Source organism: Niastella sp. sgz303648, assembly GCF_059587045.1.
Window position 1 is genome coordinate 365,103 of record NZ_JCAPSW010000008.1, and the last position, 21,732, is coordinate 386,834.

Consider the following 21,732-nt stretch of genomic DNA (forward strand, 5'->3'; position numbering starts at 1 on the left):
ATTATATGATGGTACAGCACATTATTAAAAGAATTCTGGTGTTGGTTTTCCTGGCTTGCCTGCCGGTATCTGTTCTGCTGGCTTCCAGTGAATCGTATATCCAAATGTTAACCGGAAAAATTAAACAGGGTGATTCGTGTGTGGTGATAGATGATAAGTTTTTACATCTGTCGCCCGATGAATGGAATAAAATAACGCACCTGTCGGTAGATAACATCATTTCGTTTGAATTGCGGTTTGATACCTCGGTATACTTTTATAATAAACCGTTTACCTGTACCTTAAATGTTTCTATAAAGTATTATACCAGTCGTGACCAAACTACGCCTGATGAGATCAACAATGTAAACCTGGTGGTAAAATACGATACCGCCAAAGGAGCCTTTTACCCGGCGAATGCACAGTATAAATTCAAAAATGCTTTTAAAGTAGTAGTAGTTGTAAATTCTATCACTTCACCGGAGTGGGGCGAAAACATACCGCCTGTTTTCCGATTAAAAAACCAGATACTGGTTGAACGTAAATATCCTTTTGATCCCAATGCCACCGGTCCGCTGCAGGCCGATCTGACAAATATCGACCTGCAAAGTAGTGGAGTGAATACCCTTTCTTTAATGGCTGCCGGCTTTTTTACAGGTATCACTAACAATAGTAATCAACTGGTTGTTTCGTGGAATCCTGCAGATTTTGGTAGCCCGGAGGAGTATGATATTGAATGGACCTTTATTGACCGGCTGAGCACAAACGGACAAGCGATTTTTGCTACTTACGCAAATGGCGGCTCTTTACCGAAAGATAAAGCCCAGGAATGGATGGTAAATGATAATTCAAGGGTTACTGTAACATCTTCATCATATACTATTAATTTACCTTACCCCGATGGATATGTGCTGGTACGGGTGCGCGGGGCATCTTATCAGCCGGTTACCAATTTACGTATTACCGGCAACTGGGATAATGATAATGGAAGCGGAAATGCACTATGTGCTCCGGTAACTGCACATGAATCAGGAATGAACTGGCAATATTCAGCTGCTTTTGCCGAAGAAGGAAAGCGCAAGGAAGTAATTACGTATTACGATGCTACATTACGTAACCGGCAGGCGGTTACATTAAGCAACAGCGATAAAACATTGGTACCCGGCAGTACAACAGATCGTCAGGAAACGGCTATTGTTCAGGAAACCATTTACGACCAGATGGGAAGGCCGGCTATAAATGTTTTGCCGGCGCCTGTTAACAGTAAAAGCCTTAATTATTACCCGGAGTTTAATGTAAACAGAAATGGACAGGCTTACAGCCATTCCGACATAAATTTAGCTGCCGGCACAACAAGTGATTGTTTGATCGATGCCGATTACATGAACAATACTTCAACTGACCCAACAAAAGGCGGTGCATCAAAGTATTATTCGGCAAATAATACCTTTCTTGGCGACAAAGACTTTTACTTTACCAAATATGTGCCTGATGCAGAAAAATACCCCTACTCGTTAGTTGAATACACGCCTGATAACACCGGGCGTATTCGCCGGCAGAGCGCGCCGGGCGATTCATTTCGCATAGTGAACGGCCATGCTACGCAATATATATATGGAAAGCCAACGCAAAGGGAACTCGACAGGATATTCGGTATCGAGGCAGGCGATTGTTCGCATTACCTCAAAAATATGATCATCGACCCGAATGGTCAGGCAAGCGTTACTTATATAGATGCCAATGGAAGAACAATTGCAACAGCGTTAGCCGGCAGTGCGCCGGAAACTGTAGATGCTTTGCCTTCGGCCAGTGGAGCCAGAGTGCCATTTAACGATCAGGTAATCGGAAGCTCCGATTTCAGAAGGGATGCTGCTGAAATGCTGATGAAATCCACCTCTACCTTCATGGCCGAGGTAACCGGTACGTTTACTTTAAACTATTCGGTAAATCCTGCCGCATTGACCACCAACCATAGTCAGGGGCAATTCTGCAGCAACTGTTATTATGATGTGTTGATAGAAGTACGGGACGATTGCGGCGTTATCAGAGGAAGCACTACCAGTTCGGCATTTGCGATTAACGATGTTGCATGCAATCCCAATGCGGCACCTGTAGCCGGTAATTTCAGTGTGCTGATACCTAAAAAAGGCTCCTATACGGTTACCTATACCCTCAGGTTAAGTGAAGATGTGGTGAACTATCAAACAGATTATTACATAGCCCACAATACCGACTTAAAAAAGCTGCAGAACTTTTTTGAAGAAGAGCTGAATAAGCTCGATCTGGCCGGTTGTTACTCTACCTGCGATGCCTGTAAAACACTTGGCGCTACACCCGATGCTTTCAGGCAAAAAGTAATTGACTTGCTGGGTACCGATAAATTCAGTGGCGTACAGGCCAGCAGTGCTGTACAAACATGGATCACAAGTACCTGGAACGACTTAAAAGCAAAATGTAATAGTTTATCCTGTAACGTAACATCTGCCTGTGAGGATTATTTATTGCAGATGAAATACGACGTTACACCGGGTGGCCAGTATGCTTTATATACGTATGATGATGCGTCTGATGCCTATTCTGATCCTTATCCGGAAGTGAATATTTTCCATTTTTACAATTATAACGACGCCAGCAACACCGAGATATATAATTTAACCTATGTAAACGAAGACGGCAACACGGTATATGCACATGATTTATCATTGTCGGATTTTATAAGGGTTTATATACAACATCCTGAATGGGCAGATGCCTTTGTGAAAAAGCATGTGGAGTATTGCAGTTACCTGTTTTGTAAAGATCAAAGCTATAGCCCGGCAGATAAGAATATTGAAGCCAGTTATAATTTTGATAAAACATTACGTGAACTGGTGACAACCGGCAGTGATGCGCAGGTCAGAGGGTATTATAACCGTAACAATATGTATGCCTTACTGGATGCCGATCCTTTCTTCAATGGCGGACGCGGCAGCGGTTTGAAAGCAAATATGCAGCAAGACCTGAATAATCTTTCCGATGTAATTGGGTTTAAAATCAAAGATGCTAATGGAACCCCGCTGGCAGGCAAAAATATTTTTCAGTTTATCGATTGGACTCTGTATTGCAAACCTTTAAATGCCGGCACCGATGCAAATGCATTTATAAACACATGGTCCGCGTCCTGTTCGCCGGATGCTACATGTAGGTCAATTTATAGCGAATGGGAATTGTATCGCAATTATTACCTGCAGGTAAAAAGTAGCTATGTTCGTAAAGTAAAAGCTGATTTGAATCCGGATTGCACAGATTGTTTTATAGGTCCGGACGCGCTTGGGCAATATGCCTGTACACAAAATAGTACCCTTTCCTGTCTTACGACAGACGATTTTGAAATAGTAGTAGAGGATCAACCCTGGCCTAATGACTGCATTATTGCTTATTGGTTTGTATACCTTCGGGCTAAAAAACCAGTAGTAACAAGAACACAAATAAAACTTAGTAAACTTCTAAATCAGGTATCAAGCGAGCAATGGGTAACAGTTGAGCCTGGAACAACTCAGAAATATCTGGATGCAGGAGTTATTGAAAAAGCAGGGCATGAAGAATTTGGATGTCAGAATTACCGGCACGACGTAAGCTTTTCTATTATTAATGGTCAAATTACCTGTGATTTACCAATACAAATACCTTCTACCTGTAGTGCTGATCCACGTGCTGCATTATACTCTCAAAAAAGTCGCATATTTAATGATTATACATTTCTGCAGGGTACTGTAAACTGCTTGAGTGCCAATCCGGCATCAGTGCCTACAGATGCCGAAGTTCTGAATAAGTACCGCTCAGAAGCGCTTTCGAACATTGAAGAGCTTAGGTTAACCTGGGAAGATCAGCTGAAAGCTGTACGGGATGAGGAGGCTGCATTCAGCAGCATTTCAGACGGTACTATACAACAACTGACCTTCGCTTTAAAGGAAATTGCAATAACAAATATTCAAACTGCCACCACATTTGAAACGATCAGGGCAGCCAGTACTTTGCCAAATGGTATTACAGCTTCAAATGGGTTTCACAACTTTGAAGAAGCATTTAATTATTACATAGGTTCATCGCTGGTTCAACAAGGCTTCAGCCAGGAGTTATTGGAAACGCCTTATCCCTGGGATAAAAATCCTGTTACCGTTAATCCCAACTCAGGTGAAATCAACAGTACTATATGCGCTAACCTCGCTGCCATTAAAAGCAGGTTCCCGGGAGGTGATTTTTATGCATGGCTGAAACAGGAACTGGAAGACGATATGACGTTAACGAGTGCGCAACTGCAGGATCTTGAAGCCCGGTGTGCATCTTCGTGCAGGTACCTGAACGAACCGGTTCTTCTGCCAATAGCATTCGTGTCACCGGTTCCTGCCAATGGCGATCATCCATTTATTAATTGTAGTAAGATCAGCTCGCTTACTAATGATTTCTTATCAAAGTATCCGGGAATAAATCAAAACAGTAAGTTATACCGTGTTCTGTTCACGAACTTCTGTAATCATAAGCTCGGATATGCCCTCAGTTACAGCGATTACTTTGCTTATACACAAAAATGCGCTGTTAACGGACTGGCAGTATTATATAATAAACCTGCCTCTCCGGCAGTACCGCAGGATGATTTCATCTGTGCTTCCAATAATATTATAGGAGCTTTAGAGAGCGCAGGTCAGGAATACGACCGTTATATAGTGCTTGAGCGGGCAAGGTTCAGGAATCTGTACATAGCCAAATGTATTGGCACCAGTGCTTCTGCTACAATTTCCGGGGAGCAATATGAATATCATTATACACTCTACTATTATGATCAAAGTGGCAATCTGGTAAAGACCATTCCACCCGAAGGTGTTCGTTTTTTAAGTGATGCGCAGATTGACCAGGTGCAAACTTTACGCAAGCTCGGAGTTTCTGGCTGCGAAGATGACGGTATTACAAAGATCGATGACAAAGCGGCTATTCTGAATGCATTCAGCAGCAACCTTCAAAACAATGCAGCTCAGTCGTTGGAGATGTGGTTAAACGGTGTTGACGGCAGTGCAGGCAGTCAGGTGCGGATTATTACACCTGATAATAAGTACATGTATCAGGCCGCCATTGCCAATCAAAAATTATGGGTAGAAATATATTCATTGCAGCCCGGTAGTTCGGGGGATATCGATATTACACTTACCAATCAGGTAGTGGCAGATATCAGTTCATTTACTATACAAAAGTGGTCGCAGGTAGTTGTTCAGTCTGCCGGCTTTACCGGTAATACTTCCTGGGATGTATATTTTAATGGAAACAAGTTAACACCTTTAACGGGTAGCAATGCTCCTGCTTATCCTTTCGCCTGGGAGATAACCGCCGGCTATACATTACCGGCTGAAGTGATTGAGCCATTAAAGCACCTGCGTTTATACAACAGGACTTTGGCAGATGCAGAGGTAGCGGAGAATTATGCTAATCCCTGCCTGTCTATTACTGAATCTTTAAAGGGTACAAATTCTCCTTTATTGGTTTGGGGACGTTTTAATATTACTTCACTCTGTAATCCGGCCACCGAAATTGTTACCATACCGAACCGGGGCGCCTTGCAGGTAAATGCTGCATTGAACCTGCCTGAAAAAGCACTCACCAATGTTACCAATAATTTCACGGTTGAGTTGTGGGTAAACCCCCAGGGTACGCATGAAATCGATGCCCAGTCACAATCAGGTTCTGCAGGAACAAGCGGACAGCAGTATGCTATTTTCCCCGCATGGGGTGGTGCTGCCAGTACAGGCCGCGCAGGCATGGGCATTTCGGTTGGAACAAATGGTGTAAGTGTGTATGAGCATGCCGATGGTTATATGCCACCATTACTGGTTTGGCAGGGAGCTGTGACCGGCTGGACGCATGTTGCTGTTGTGTACAACAATGGAACCCCCTCGCTATATATAAACGGACAATTCGCCAAAGCGGGACTTACTTCAACTAAACAATATGTAAGTCCGGGTTACACCTTTGCCAGTGGTGGATATGGAATTATGCAGGGTGGAATTGATGAAGTGCGTATCTGGAATGTAGCGCGCACTGCACAACAAATATTGGATAACTACCAGCGTGGCATTTTGCCTTCATCAGAAACTACGTTGGCAGGCTACTGGCCCATCGATCCTGAAGACGGAACCAATCTCGCAGATGTGACCTGTAACCATAATAATGTGCAGTTTCCTGCCTCGGGTTATAGCTGGGCGAACGCGGGTGCTGCCATCAGTAACATTGTAAATGTTGAAAGTTTAAACAAATTTATTGTTCCCTTACATGGGCTGCCAACAACCTATGCCTATAACAGCCTGGACCAGGTAATAAGGCAAACCTCACCCGATGGTGGCACTACCCAGTTCTGGTACGACCGCTTAGGAAAACTTGCCGTTTCGCAAAATGCGGAGCAATTGCAAAGTTCGGTGGGGGATAATAATAACAGGTTTAGCTACACTAAGTTTGATGCTTTTGACCGTATTGTAGAAACTGGTGAGAAAGTAAATGCGGTTAGTAATATGACAGAAGATCTGGCACGTAACAATGCAGCGCTGCAAAGCTGGATGCAAAGTGGGCAGAACAGCCAGGCAACGCAATCTATTTATGATGAAGCGCCTTCTTTTGCACCGGGATTGCTGACCAATTTACGAAAACGCCTCGCCGCTTCCATTACATTCGAAGGCGATGTAGCTTCTCAACGCACAGCTGCTTCCTATTTTTCCTACGATATCATTGGAAATGTTAAAACACTATATCAGGAAAATGCAAAGCTGTCTGAGTTCGACCCAACTACTGGTCTCAAACGAATAGACTATGAATACGACCTGGTAAGTGGTAAAACAAATAAAGTAAAATACCAGGAAGGCAAGGGTGATCAGTTTTATTACAGTTACCGGTATGATGCCGATAACAGGGTAGTGGAGGCAAGTACCAGCCGCGATGGTCTGATCTGGAATACAGAAGCTACTTACCGATACTATTTGCATGGTCCATTGGCGAGAACCGAACTGGGAAATAATAAAGTGCAGGGACTGGATTATGCTTATACACTGCAGGGTTGGTTGAAGGGCATTAACAGCCAGGTACTGGATGCTAATAATGACATGGGGGGAGATGGAAAAGCCGGAACTGCATTTGCATCTGTTGGGCGGGATGTAATAGGCTTCTCACTTGGCTATTTTACCAATGATTATTTACCGGTTGGTGGAACAGGTGCAACTGCCTTTAATAGCAAATATCAAATGCCCGGCCTTCCCAATACGGCCACAGGTAATGACTTATTTAATGGCAATATCACTAATGCCACACTGGCATTAAGTAAACTTAATAACGGGGCTGTGAAGGGCTATAGCTACCGGTACGATCAGTTGAACCGGTTAAAGCAAATGCGTATGCACAATATTGCTACCGGTGTATCAACCTGGGATAATAGCTCTATTATGCAGGAGTACCAGGAAGATATCAGCTATGATGGTAATGGCAACATACTGTCATATAACAGAAATGGTAATGTAAACAATGGCATTGGCTTTAACATGGATGCGCTTACTTATAACTATAATCGCAGTGCCGACGGGCATTTATTGAATAATAAGCTAAGGCATATTACCGACAATGTAGGTGCAAACTACTACACAGAAGATATTGATGATCAGCTGGCAGATAATTATAAGTATGACCGCATAGGCAATCTGATTACAGAAAAAACAACATCGACATACTGGACAGTATATGGCAAAATTAAACGGATCGAAAATCCAAATAATACAATCACCTATAAATATGATGCCACTGGCAATCGGGCTAGCAAAGAAGAGTTAACTTCTACAGGAAGTCAGTTTACGTTTTATGTACGGGATTACCGCGGTAATGTCTTAGGCACATATACCCGGTTTGTACCAACAACTCCTTCTTCTAATGATAAATTAAAATGGGCCGAACAACACCTGTATGGCAGCGGTCGCCTCGGCATGTGGCATCCGAATATTGATGTTACCGGTACATGGCAGGCGCCGGGGGCAGGAACCGGGCAATTCAATATTGGAGAGCGTGAGTACGAATTAAGGAATCATTTAGACAATGTGCTGGCAACCATCGGTGACAGCAAAACAGGTGTTGATGAAGACCACGATAATATTGTTGATTATTATGAGGCCAATGTATTAACAGCTACCGATTATTATCCATTTGGAATGCAGATGCCGGGCCGTGGCTGGAATAGTGGTAATTATAGATATGGATTTAATGGACAGGAAAAATCTAAAGAATTAGGTAACGATTCCTACACCGCTGAATTCTGGCAATATGATGCAAGAATAGGAAGAAGATGGAATTTAGATCCTGTTGACAGGCCAGGCGTAAGTGGATACGCCACTTTAGGGAATAATCCCATTGTTAATGTAGACCCAGATGGTAATGATTGGTATAAAAATAAACAAACAGGATCTTACGAGTGGATTGATGGTAGCGGGAAGATAGATGGATACAAGCATATGAAAACTGGTCAATGGTCCAGGAGAGATAGAAATGGCTATAGTTATTATTTTGGAAATTCGAAATATGGTTTGATAATGGCCGGGCCTGGTTCAACTATGGCAGAAGTTGTAGTTTCTGCCAGGTCAAAGAAATGGCATACATGGAAATGGTTTGGTGGTACTTCTATCAGAGTTAATCATGATTTGGGAAATAATGCTGCCCTGTACGGCCGGGTAATTGATGGCAAAATGAGTCTTAAACAAGCACTTCAAAACAGAAGTTTTGCCGAGGATTATGCAAATGATTTAGAATCTTTGCAAAGAATTGACCAGGCAGAAAGAGATGGCAGAAAAATGCAGATTGCATCCGTTTTCCTTATTGGTGCTCCCGCTGCGGCAGGCGCCGGCATTGGAAGCGGAGTTTATATGCAGATAACACGGGCCGGAATCTGGCTCACGGAAAATGGTTACGTTACGGCATTCGGGCAGGAATTTACCAAGAAATTCGTTGCTGCAAGGGGAGATTTGGGGAAAGTCGATTGGCACGATGTTATTGTATCAACGGTAACGAGTAAATTAGGCTTTTGGTGGAAAGCAGGTGGTGAAGTATTGAATGCAGTGAATGATGTGAGTATTAATAAAGGGGTTAAAAGCGCCCTTTTGGGAAATAAGGGAGGCGGTGCTATTGCAATGGATTTAATGTTTAGCTTTTTAAAAACGAGTACTGGAGAATTGGGTAAAAGTTTGGAGGCAAATAAGGAATCTGTGGATTTGCTAAAAGCTGGATTTGATCAATTAAAAACATCTTTTAAAGATTTATTGCCGTAAATGAGAAAAACAAAAATTGTAGTTACAACAGGGGCAGCTACTTTTTGCTTAATTCTACTTTCGATAAGACTGTATAAAGAAAATTTGATTAATAAAAACCCGGCATATGTGATCGGACTTGTTATAGAGAAAGAATCGCTTGAAAGTGGCTTTGGTTATACATGTAAATATTATTACAATAATAAAAGTTATACTGCTGAATTTACAGATATCAGGTCGGCTAATGACTCGCTTATCTTTTTTAAAATTTCACGGGATTATCCTTCAAAGTGGAAATACATTGAATTTGATCAAGTTCCCCGATGTTTTAAATTCAGTGATGTGCCTGAGTTAGGTTGGGCAAAATTACCCACTTGCGATAGTTTAAAATAACAGAGGCTAAGCGTAAGATATTTTTGTTAATCGGCGCCTGTAAATTATTTACAGGCGTTTTTTATTTTTTACCCAACGCAGCATTCCTTCTTTTTCTACAGTCCGTAACTGTATATTTGACACTTTAATAGGTCGCGTAGGTAAAAAACTATCAGCAAAATTTTGCTGATGTAGTTTTTTAACTGAAATTAGAATTGTAATATAAAACCAGAACTTGCCATTTTGAAGGATCCCAACCACATCAGATCGCTTCAGGAGCGTATTGCTTTGTATGAAGATATGCAGGCCTATCATGCCTTGTATGATATGTTCTACAATAACCTCCACCGTTTTTGTTTCTCCTTTGTAAAATCTTCCGAAGCAGCCGAAGAAATTGTTTCTGACGTATTTATAAAATTATGGCAGATCAGGAACCGGCTACCCGAAATCGATAATCTGAAGGTTTACCTGTACCAGATCGCTAAAAATTTCTGTCTCAATTATATTACCCGCCACTTTAAAAACCCGGTAGCCAGTTTAGATGAACTGGATTTTGAAGCGGTTATAAGTCTCGATAATCCCGAAGAGTTGTGCATTTCGGCTGATATTATTAAAACCATTCAGCAATCCATCAAACAATTGCCCCCGCAATGCCGGCTTATTTTTCAAATGGTAAAAGAAGATGGCATGCGCTATAAAGAAGTTGCTGATATACTGCATATTTCTGTCATCACCGTTCGTAATCAGGTGGCCATCGCTACCCGTAAGATAGCTGAAACGTTGCCCGCGTATCTGAGAGGGAAGAGTATTGAAATTAGCAGGAATAAGAAGTAAGAAAGACGAAGTCTGAAGTCTGTGGTCTGATGTCTGAAGAACCTGGGGTTCAATCATGGTTTGTAAATTCTTCCTTCCTGTTTTCTGACTTCTGACATCCGACTTCCGACTTCGGGCTCCAAAAAAACTTTCAGCTCCTTTGGTACATTTCTTTCCTCCCTCTTGTCTTATGCTATACAGCCTAATCAATATGAACGAAGAAAGAGTATGGCTTTTGTTCAGTTTACAGCTTTCCGGTGAAGCAACCCCTGAAGAACAGAAAGAGTTGAACGACCTGTTGAATCAGCATCCTGATCTGGGGTTGCGAATGGAAATTATGCGGAACGTGTGGAACAGTAAGCAGCAATCATCGCCTGTTAATACCAATAATTACGATAAACACCTGCAACGCCTCAGCAATCATCTGGCCGAACCTGTTTTGCAATTTGAAACAGAAACCGATGATACCATGCAGCATGTTATTGATATCAATAAACGTCGTAGCCGCGTAAAGTGGCTTTGGTTACCGGCGGGTATAGCTGCGGCTGCGCTGTTGTTTTTCCTGGTTTATTCACCGGCTGAACGAAAAACCGGTAATAATAAACCCGTTTCGGCCAAAAATACCATCAGCACACGGCCCGGCTCAAAATCGAAAGTTGAGCTACCCGATGGTACGCAGGTGTGGCTGAATGCAGATAGTAAGTTAACTTATGATCAGAGTTTTTTAGGTAATACCCGTGAAGTAATTCTTACCGGCGAAGCTTATTTTGATGTGGCCCATCTTACTTCACAGTCGGGGCAACGGGTTCCATTCGTTATACATACAAATTCTATCGATATAAAAGTATTGGGTACAGCTTTTAATGTGCGGTGCTATCCGGGCGAAAAAACTACCGAAACAGCTCTGATACGCGGTTCGGTTGAGATAACGCTTCATAGCAGTCCCGATAAAAAAATCATACTTAAACCCGATGAAAAACTGATTGTTCGAAACGATAACACAACCATTATAGATAAAATTCAAAAAGACAGCTCAATTGATACCGAACCGGTAATGACGTTAAGCAGAATACATCCTTATAAAAACGATACCAGCAACCATTTCGAAACCATGTGGGTGAAAAACAAACTGGCTTTCGAAAACGAATCTTTCGAACGGATGCTACCGGAAATTGAACGCTGGTACAATGTAACTTTTGTAGTAAAGAATGAATCGCTCAAAAGTCTGCACTTCAGAGGTGTTTTTGAGAACAAATCGCTCAACGATGTAATGGAAGCACTAAGCATTGCACGGGGATTTCATTATGAAATCAGGGGCGACGAGGTGATCATTTGGTGAGCTGTAATTGAATTGAATAACCTTAATCAGATGATTTAACAGGCATCCGGCCAATACATAAACCGGCTGCCGGGTAAAAACCTGTCTGTCCCGCTTTGGCGGGGCTGCCGGTTCGTATTGCCCAAAAGCAGGCTCAACGCTTAACGCAAAACGCATAACGCTTGATACACACAGCAAAAGTGCGTTAAGCATTCAGCGTATAAAACGATTGTGTAACCAAAATAATCTTCAATGAAAAAATTGACCTAAACTACCCCAAACGCTTAAGGCTTAACGCAAAACGCACAACGCATAAAAAAGTGCGTTAAGCATTGAGCGTTGCGCGTTCAGCGTAAAAAACAAAAACGGAGAATGTTGACGCATTCCCCGTTGGAGTTAAATTCAGAAAGTCCTCTTGCGACGGAGAAATTTTTCATCCTTTAACTATTCAAAACTAAGTTATGAAAAAAATCGGATGTAGGTCATTCTTGTGCCCTACCCCTGTCATCAAATGCTTGCTGATGATGAAAATGACTGTGCTGCTTATTTGTTTTTTTTCTTTCCAGTCCATGGCTTATCATGGTTTTGCCCAGGAAAAAGTTACCCTTAAACTGGCCAATGCCACGTTAAGAACTGCTTTTAAAATAATTGAACGGCAAACTTATTTCAGGTTTGTTTACAACGAAGAAATACTGCCTGCTAATCAAAAGATCAATATCGATGTACAGGCCGAACCGGTAAACAATGTACTGAAGAAGTTGCTGAGCAATACCGCACTTACTTTTAAAGTGGTAGGCAACGACCTGATCGTTATTTCAACCGAACAAAAGGAAGCCATAGAAGAACGTACACCACTGGCTTTTGAGGTCACCGGCCGTATTACCGATACCCGCAATAACCCACTGCCCAACGTAACCGTGCAGGAAAAAGGCACCAGCAACGGCACTTCAACCAAAGAACATGGCACTTTTTCGATGAATGTTACCAGCGAAAACGCCATACTGGTAATTAGCTCGGTAGGTTTTATTGACCAGGAAGTGCCCGTAAATGGACACCATACCATTGATATTGTATTACAGGAAAATGTGGCCGATTTAAACCAGGTTATTGTAGTAGGATACGGTACACAAAAAAGATCAGATGTAACGGGTTCGGTTGTTTCGGTGCCCAAAGCACGCTTATCGCAATTGCCCGTAACCAATGTGTACCAGGCTATGCAGGGATCGGTAGCGGGTTTAAATGTTACGCAAAACTCATCGGTGCCCGGCAGCGGCGCAACGGTAACTATACGAGGCATCAATTCAATCAACGCCAACAGAACGCCTTTTATCGTTGTTGACGGTATTCCGTTCAGTACAACCGGTGGCAACATCAACGACATCAACTCAAATGATATTGCCTCTATTGAAGTGCTGAAAGATGCTTCGGCAGTTGCCATATACGGAACCCGTGGCGCCAATGGCGTTATACTGATCACTACCAAAAGAGGAACATCGGGTAAACCTGTGATAAGATACAGTGGCTATACCGGCCTCGAAAACCTGGCGCATGTAATGAAGCCCAATAGCCCCGAAGGATATGTACAAAAATATGCAGACTGGTACAAGCAGGTAAACCCAACGCAAACGCAAACAACTATTTTGCCGAATGCTTATGAAATAGCCAACTATAATAATGGCAAAACAGTCGACTGGATAAAAGAAGTAACCCAGCAGGGCATTATACAGGACCATAACCTGAGCATATCGGGCGGTACCAAAGATGTGAAGTATTATTTATCAGGCGAATACCTGAATCAGAAAGGCGTGGTAAAAGGTTATCAGTATCGCCGCCTCAGTATACGTTCGAACCTTGATGTAAACCTCACCGATTTTTTGACTGTTGGGACCTCCTTATTTTTTACCAACAATAATTATGATGGCGGAAGAGTGAACTTTTATCTCGGCGCCATTATGAGCCCTTACGGTACTTTATATAAGAGCAATGGCGATTATGAAATTTATCCCATGAACCCCGAGTTGTTATATGTGAATCCTTTGCTGGGGTTGTATAACGACCGCATCAGCCGGGGCAATAACCTGAATGGTAATTTTTATGCCGAACTGAAACCCGCCGTTGTACCGGGATTAAAATACCGCCTGAATGCCGCTTACTCGTATTTGCCCGGCAGAAGCGCCAATTATACCGGTCGTAAATCGAACGATCTGCTGGGTACAGCAACCGTTGGCAATTCAGAGAACAAAAACTGGATCATTGAAAATATTTTAACCTATACCCGGGAATGGCAAAAACACCATATTGATTTTACCGGCTTATACAGTGCGCAGGTGAATGAATTTTATGGCACCAGTACCGTTGGAACCGGTTTTGTGAACGACGAACTTACCTATCATAATTTAAGTGCGGCCGCAACATTGAGTGCAGGCTATGTTGGCTACTTCAATGGCGCCAATGTATACGGTTCATACCAGAATAAAAGCACACTGGTATCGCAAATGGCAAGGCTGAATTATAATTACGACAGCCGTTATTTATTAACCGTTACTGCGCGCAGAGATGGTTATTCGGCGTTTGGCAGCAATACCGATAAATATGGCTTGTTTCCCTCGTTTGCACTCGGTTGGAATGTGACCAATGAATCGTTCATGAAAGACTTTTCTTTTTTGAACAACCTGAAGCTGCGTGTTTCCTATGGAAAATCGGGTAACCAGGCTATTGATCCCAATGGAACAACAGCCACCGATGCATCGGTGCGGTTTCCCTATAACGGTGTAAGCACCATAGGTGTGGTAAGCACCAGCCAAATGGGTAATAAAAACCTGCATTGGGAAACAACTACCGGTTTCAACGCTGGTATTGATTTTTCTGTGTTGAACAGCCGCATTAGTGGTACTATAGAAATATACAATACCAAAACAACCGACATATTACTCAAACGTAATCTGCCTGCTGCTACCGGTTACTCAACAGTGTACGATAACCTCGGTAAATTATCCAATAAAGGTGTTGAAATAACACTTAATACCATTAACGTAAAAGCCGGTGAATTTAAATGGGAAACCATGGTTAATTTTGCGGCCAATAGAAATAAGATACTTGACCTGTATGGCGATAAAAAAGATGACCTCGGCAACCGCTGGTTCATTGGCCATCCGTTATTTGTGATTTACGATTATAAAATGCAGGGTGTTTGGCAAACCGGTGAAGATGCATCGAATCAGGACCCCGGTGCTAAACCCGGCGATTTGAAGTTTGCCGATCAGAATGGAAGCAAAACTATAACAGCCGATGATAAAGTGATATTGGGCTCAACACTTCCCAAATGGATCGGTGGATTAACCAATACCTTTCATTATAAAAACTGGCACCTGAACATTTTTATTCAAACATTCCAGGGTGCTTTAAAGAATAATGTGAACCTCACATTTGCCGATGAAGCGGGTCGTATGAATACCGCTAAAGAAGTTGGTTACTGGACCGATGAAAATAAAAGCAATACAAGGCCTTCACTGAGATATACCAATAGCCGTGGATATGGTTATGCTTCCGACAATAGCTATACCCGCATCAAGGATGCTACTTTAAGTTTCACTACGCCGCAGCGCTTACTGAATAAAACAGGGCTGGGCAGCTTAACCTTTTACTTAAGCGGACGAAACCTGTACACATTCACCAACTGGGTTGGATGGGACCCTGAGAACGACTTTACTTTCAGAGGAAGCAATGGCTGGGATAATAACTATCCCCTTGTTCGTTCATTCATTTTTGGTGTTAATGTAGGACTTCGTTAATTGATCACTTAAACATTATTTCAGATGAAAAAGCATATTGTAAAAATATTGTGGGTTTGTGCGGTTATTCAGGGCTTATATGCATGCAGCAAAAGTTTTCTCGACGAAAATTTATATTCCAATTATGCCCCTGAAACACTTAAAGATTCACTGGGGTTTGAAGCCGCCGCCACCGGATTGTATTATCAGCTTGAATTATTTTTATCAAAAAGCGATGCACAGGGATGGCCAAGTGTATGGAACGCCGGAACAGATATTGCCTGGGTGCCGCCTACTCAAAAACAGGGTATTGAAGTACCCTATTACGATTATACGCAGCTGATATCAACCGACGGAGCTGCCTCTTTTACCTGGAGCTGGGCCTACCAGATGATCAATAATGCCAATAACCTTATTAAGAATGCTGAAGATCCCGGCGTTACCAGTATATCAGACGCCGGTAAAAACGCAATAAACGGCGAAGCCCGGTTTTTCAGGGCGTATGCCTATAATATGCTGGCCACGTTGTTTGGCAAAGTGCCTTTGGTTACCCAACCACTTGAAAAACCAAAAACCGATTTTACAAGGGCTTCGTTAGATTCGGTGAATGCATTAATTGTAGCCGATCTTACATATGCTGCTACATACCTGCCCACTATCGATAATGTAAAATCGAACAGTAAAGGAAAATTATACGGCCGCGCCAACAAAGCTATGGCGCAGCAGTTACTGGCCGAAGCATATTTGCGTATGGGCAAGAACGATCTGGCCGAAGCACAGGCCCAGGCCGTTATCAATAGTGGCAAATTCAGTCTTACAAAAGCACGTTATGGCGTTAGATCATCCTCGGCCGGTGATCCGTTTTCTGATATGTTCGTTTATGGCAATCAGCGCTACGGACAGGGTAATAAAGAAGCCATCTGGGTGCTTGAGCTGGAAAATACCAGTACCGTAGTAGGTGGTTATTCAGGTGCACCGCAACAACGCCGCAACTGGGGCGCTGCCTATTATCAGATCACCAATATGACTATTTGTGATTCATTAGGTGGCAGAGGCATTGGCAGAATGCGGCTGACCGACTGGGTTGTATATGGCTTATATGAATCCGGCGACATGCGTAACTCAGAATATAATTTGCGTCATAAGTTTTATTACAATACAACGGGTCAGTCTAATTATGGCCAGCAGGTGCCCTATGCCGGCGCCGATACGGTGTTTAAAATTGCGCCGCATACAACCAAATGGTACCAGTACGATCCCAATGATGTATTTGGTTTTGCTATGGTGAAAGATTTTATTATGATGCGTTTGGGCGAAACCTACTTACTACTTGCCGAAGCACAGTTTAAACAGGGTAAGCTTACAGAGGCTGCTGCAACGCTGACTACATTAAGAGCAAGGTCAAATGCGTCGGCTGTAACTTCAGGGCAGGTAACGCTTGATTTCATACTCGATGAAAGGGCCCGCGAATTACTGGCCGAAGAAAACCGTCGTATGACCCTGATGCGTACAGGCACACTGGTAACCCGAACAACCAAATACAATACACAAACAATTAATCCTGTAATAGGCCTTAGCGCCAAACATTTGCTGTTACCCATTCCGCAATCGGAAAGAGATCTGAACAAAGATGCAGTTCTTGACCAGAACGACGGGTATTGAAATCTGAAGTCTGATGTCTGAGGTCGGAAGTCAGAAGAACCTGCGGTTCAATTTAGTTTAGCGTTTATAAACTTTGGGGTCTTCTGACTTCAGACTTCCGACTTCGTCTTGTATCTTGCGCCTTTAAACTGCAACTATTCATGAAAAAACTGGTTTTTTACTGCTGTATCCTTATCTCAGGAGTGGCCTGTACTTCACAAAAAAAATCAACGGGGCAGGCCAATAATGAACTCCTTCAAACCATACAAAAGAATTTTACTGATGGGGCGCAACAGTATAAAGTGGTGATGAATACATTGCCGGCTGATCGCTTTCCAAAAACATTTGATCCTAAAACCGGTAAGGCCGAAACAAGCGGCTCGGACTGGTGGTGCAGTGGTTTTTATCCCGGTACCTTACTATACTTATACGAGCAAACAGGTGATACCGTTTTATATAACGAAGCCGTACGTATTTTACAGATATTACAAAAAGAACAATATAACACCACCACGCATGACCTGGGTTTCATGATGTATTGCAGTTTTGGTAACGCCAATCGTTTGAAACCAAAACCTGAGTACAAAGAGATTCTGCTCAACAGCGCCCGTTCGCTGAGCTCCCGGTTCAATGCAAACGTAGGTTGTATTAAATCGTGGGATTCGAAGGCAGGTGATTTTCTGGTGATCATTGATAATATGATGAACCTCGAACTGTTGTTCGAAACTACAAAGGCTACCGGCGATTCTTCTTTTTATAAGATTGCCGTTACACATGCCAACACCACTATGAAAAATCATTTCAGGCCCGATTATAGTTCGTACCACGTGATTAATTATAATGCTGCCAATGGTGCTGTGATTGAAAAGAAAACAGCACAGGGGGCAGCCAACGAATCGGCCTGGGCGCGCGGACAAGCCTGGGGTTTATACGGATATACCGTTTGCTACCGCGAAACCAAAGACAAACGTTATTTGCAACAGGCCCAACATATTGCTGAATTTATTTTGAACCATCCTAATTTGCCTGCCGATAAAATTCCTTATTGGGATTTCAATGCACCTGGTATTCCAAATGCTTTGCGCGATGCTTCTGCAGCGGCCATTATGGCTTCAGCATTCATTGAATTAAGTCATTATACCGATCAAAAAAGCGCCCGTACCTATTTGCAGACGGCCGAAACCATGCTGCGTAATTTATCGCGCGATCCATATAAAGCGGCTCCCGGCGCCAATGGGGGCTTTATTTTACAACATGGAGTAGGGCATAAGCCACAGGGCACCGAAGTAGATATGCCGCTTACTTATGGGGATTATTATTTTATTGAGGCATGTAAACGTTATAATGAAGAAAGAATTAAAAAGTAAGAAAAAGCAATAAGCAATATGCAATAAGCAATAGGCAATAGGCAATAGCACCTGCTTGCCGTTTTGCATTTGCCAATTGTCAATTGTCAATTGCCTATTGAATTAACCATTCACCATTCACCATCACGACTAACCAATCATATGAAACGTTTTCTTCCTGTTGCATTTTCATTTGTTGCTGCTATTGCCAACGCCCAAACACCGTTGATCACCGATATAGGTTCCCGCAAAGTGACCAGTTTGAATGGCAAATGGCAATACATCATTGATCCCTATGGCACCGGATTTTATGATTATCGTTTTCAGGAAAGACGTGAAAATGATCGTGAGGCTTACTGGAATAGTGATGAACCGGTTAATAAAACCGACCGCAAGGAACATAAGTTTACCGATAAATATATTTTAAACGTTCCCGGCGACTGGAACTCGCAGGCCGATAAATTTTTGTATTACGAAGGAATTGTGTGGTATAAAAAATCATTCGATTTTACAAAGACTAATGCATCGGATAAACTATACCTGTATTTCGGCGCCGTTAATTACGAAACCGATGTATACCTCAATGGAAAAAAGCTGGGAAAGCACAAAGGCGGTTTTACGCCTTTTAATTTTGAAGTGCCTGATTCTGTTTTAAAACCTGCCGGTAATTACCTCGTGGTGAAAGTTGATAATACGCGACATAAAGATGAAGTGCCTACCGTTAATACCGACTGGTGGAACTATGGCGGTATAACACGCGATGTATTGCTGGTTGAAGTACCGCAGGAATATATACAGGATTACAGTCTTCAGTTAAAGAAAGTGGCACCTGCCAAAACAAAGAACATGCCCGTAGAAGGATGGGTGCAACTGAATGGCTGGCAAAACACAAAGCAGGTATCCGTTGAAATCCCTGAATTAAAAATTAAGAAAACATTTCCTGTAACCGGTGATAAAGTAGCGATACAATTCAATTTGCCGGCTGTACAGTTATGGTCGCTCCAAACACCAAAACTGTATACTGTAGTTATTAATACCGGAATCGACCGTATAGAAGATAAGATCGGATTCCGTACTATAGAAGTTTCAGGCAAACAGGTATTGCTGAACGGTAAGCCATTGTTTATGCGCGGCATTTGTATACACGAAGAAATTGCGCAACAGGGTCGCCGTGCATACAGCAAAGAAGATGCATTGCTGTTGCTTGGTGAGGCCAAAGAGCTTGGCTGTAATATGGTGCGGCTGGCGCATTATCCACATAACGAAAATATGGCACGTACCGCCGATTCAATGGGCATACTGGTATGGTCAGAGATTCCGGTTTATTGGACGATCGATTTTACCAGTACAGAAGTATTTAACAAAGCCCGTACACAGCTTACTGAAATGATCACCAGAGATCACAACCGGGCCAGCATCATCATTTGGTCGGTTGGTAACGAAACGCCGGTAAAGCCCGAACGCACCGAATTTATGCATAATTTGATCAGCGCCGCCCGGGGGCTCGATAGTACACGCCTTGTATCGGCCGCACTGGAAGTGAATTACCAGCCTGGTGTAAATAAGATCGACGATCCGCTGGGTGAGTACGTTGATATCGTATCTTTTAATGAATACCTCGGCTGGTATGGTGGTTTGCCCGATAATTGCCGTACTGCCAACTGGAGTATCGCATACAACAAACCCTTCTTCATTAGTGAAACCGGCGCCGAAACGCTGTATGGATTTCATGGCGACTCGCTTACCCGCTGGAGCGAAGAATACCAGGAATGGTTTTATCGCGAACAGGTTGCCATGTTAAAACGCATGCCCGATAATTTTGCCGGTTTAAGTCCCTGGATATTGTGCGACTTCCGTTCGCCCCGCCGTAATAACCAGGTGTACCAGGAAGGTTGGAATAACAAAGGCCTTATAGATCAGAAAGGAAGAAAGAAAAAGGCATTTGCTGTATTGAAGGCATATTATGATGAAAAGAAAGATCAGTAAGGCATTAGTGTATAACAATAAAAAATATATCTCTTTAAATGTTGATCAGACATTAATGAGGTTCATTTTGGCATGGTTATTTCACACAAATCATTGGTTATAACCTCTCCCGTTTGCGCCCTTTACAATTTTGATCCCGATATTCCTTTAAAATATCTATTCGTATACTGCTGCTTTTCCTTAACAGGTTAAGATTGCATTATCTCCCTTATTGTTTCCGTATGTTTTTGTATTGCCCGTTCAATGGCCGGATTAGGTGACCGGTTGCATTGCTATGAGCGCAATGATCTGTTTACGCATTTATCATTCGAATAAATGTTTTGGCCTGTGCATACCATACTTACCGCATTCTGACGGTTCAAAAACCTGCTAACTATGAAATACACCATGCTATTAAAAAAAGTAATAAGAGAAGTGATTGGTCTTATTACGATCGTACTCTTTATTTATACCTGCACAAAAATAAGATCAGTTGCAGTGCATCGAAAGGTCAGTGGTCACGAAACCATCAGCGCATTTATAAAGCCACAAACTTTATTACATGTGCCTATGAGGCCGATATTAACGCCGGCTATCAGGTTATCTGAATGATGGTTTATATAATTTAGGCTAAGGGAAGGCACACGGGATGTCCGCAGTTGGAATAGCAACTCTCCAACCATGCCTGATGTAGAAAGGTGGTTCCGAAAAGGGGCCATCTTTTCTTTTTATAACTATTATCGATAAATGGTTCATGGAGCAGGTAGTGCGTTTCTGCAGCCGATCATAATGGGTATATTTCTGCCCGCCCGCTGCTTTATTAATTAACAGATTGTCATATAAAAATGGTACGATCTTTTGGGTATAATTAGTTGTGATTAATTATTAACGAAGGAAATGAATGAGTTATGGAAAACGAACCGATGCGTACGACAATTGATCATTCGATCATTCATGAGTGGACAAGAGCAAGGCATGGCTTGCCTGTTTTGCTGAATATGCATACGCTCACACCTAACAAAGAAAAAATAGCCATTGCTTTTGGCGGTTTATGGCAGAATGATAATGTTGAGCACATTTCATGGCAGGAATGGTTCTTTGTATTTGAAGAAGAAAAACTGGCATTTAAATACCATAAGGCTGAACCTTTGTATGAACTGATAGAAAGGGATAAAGCGCAGAACGCAAGGCAGATAGAATTTCAAAACAGTGATGCTGACTGAATTTGAACG

The 21,732-nt window shown here is 42.5% G+C and carries 10 protein-coding genes; all 10 read left to right on the forward strand.

Translation table 11 applies throughout. The features are described 5' to 3' along the window. Nucleotides 1-5 precede the first annotated feature (5 nt). Nucleotides 6-9,296: an RHS repeat domain-containing protein gene (locus AC59IL_RS24270; RefSeq protein WP_496554794.1), complete on the forward strand. Its 9,291-nt coding sequence runs from the start codon at nucleotides 6-8 to the stop codon at nucleotides 9,294-9,296. Then, nucleotides 9,297-9,668 (forward strand): hypothetical protein, encoded by a 372-nt coding sequence (locus AC59IL_RS24275; RefSeq protein ID WP_496554795.1) that lies wholly within the window; start codon nucleotides 9,297-9,299, stop codon nucleotides 9,666-9,668. A gap of 222 nt (nucleotides 9,669-9,890) precedes the next feature. After that, nucleotides 9,891-10,481, forward strand: a complete 591-nt coding sequence (locus AC59IL_RS24280) for an RNA polymerase sigma-70 factor (protein ID WP_496554796.1) — start codon at nucleotides 9,891-9,893, stop codon at nucleotides 10,479-10,481. A gap of 169 nt (nucleotides 10,482-10,650) precedes the next feature. Next, nucleotides 10,651-11,799, forward strand: coding sequence for a FecR family protein (locus tag AC59IL_RS24285; RefSeq protein ID WP_496554797.1), 1,149 nt, complete (start codon nucleotides 10,651-10,653; stop codon nucleotides 11,797-11,799). A gap of 500 nt (nucleotides 11,800-12,299) precedes the next feature. Further along, nucleotides 12,300-15,569, forward strand: a complete 3,270-nt coding sequence (locus tag AC59IL_RS24290) for a TonB-dependent receptor (RefSeq protein ID WP_496554798.1) — start codon at nucleotides 12,300-12,302, stop codon at nucleotides 15,567-15,569. Between the two features lie 24 nt (nucleotides 15,570-15,593). Next, entirely contained in the window at nucleotides 15,594-17,210 is a 1,617-nt protein-coding gene (locus AC59IL_RS24295; RefSeq protein ID WP_496554799.1) for a RagB/SusD family nutrient uptake outer membrane protein, read from the forward strand. A gap of 140 nt (nucleotides 17,211-17,350) precedes the next feature. Continuing rightward, a complete protein-coding gene (locus tag AC59IL_RS24300) occupies nucleotides 17,351-18,556 on the forward strand; it encodes a glucuronyl hydrolase (protein WP_496554800.1) in 1,206 nt (401 codons plus the stop codon). Between the two features lie 141 nt (nucleotides 18,557-18,697). Further along, nucleotides 18,698-20,521: a glycoside hydrolase family 2 protein gene (locus tag AC59IL_RS24305; RefSeq protein WP_496554801.1), complete on the forward strand. Its 1,824-nt coding sequence runs from the start codon at nucleotides 18,698-18,700 to the stop codon at nucleotides 20,519-20,521. Nucleotides 20,522-20,896: 375 nt separating this feature from the next. Continuing rightward, complete coding sequence (locus AC59IL_RS24310) at nucleotides 20,897-21,112, forward strand: hypothetical protein (protein WP_496554802.1); 216 nt, start codon at nucleotides 20,897-20,899, stop codon at nucleotides 21,110-21,112. Between the two features lie 311 nt (nucleotides 21,113-21,423). Continuing rightward, complete coding sequence (locus tag AC59IL_RS24315) at nucleotides 21,424-21,723, forward strand: hypothetical protein (RefSeq protein WP_496554803.1); 300 nt, start codon at nucleotides 21,424-21,426, stop codon at nucleotides 21,721-21,723. Nucleotides 21,724-21,732 lie beyond the last annotated feature (9 nt).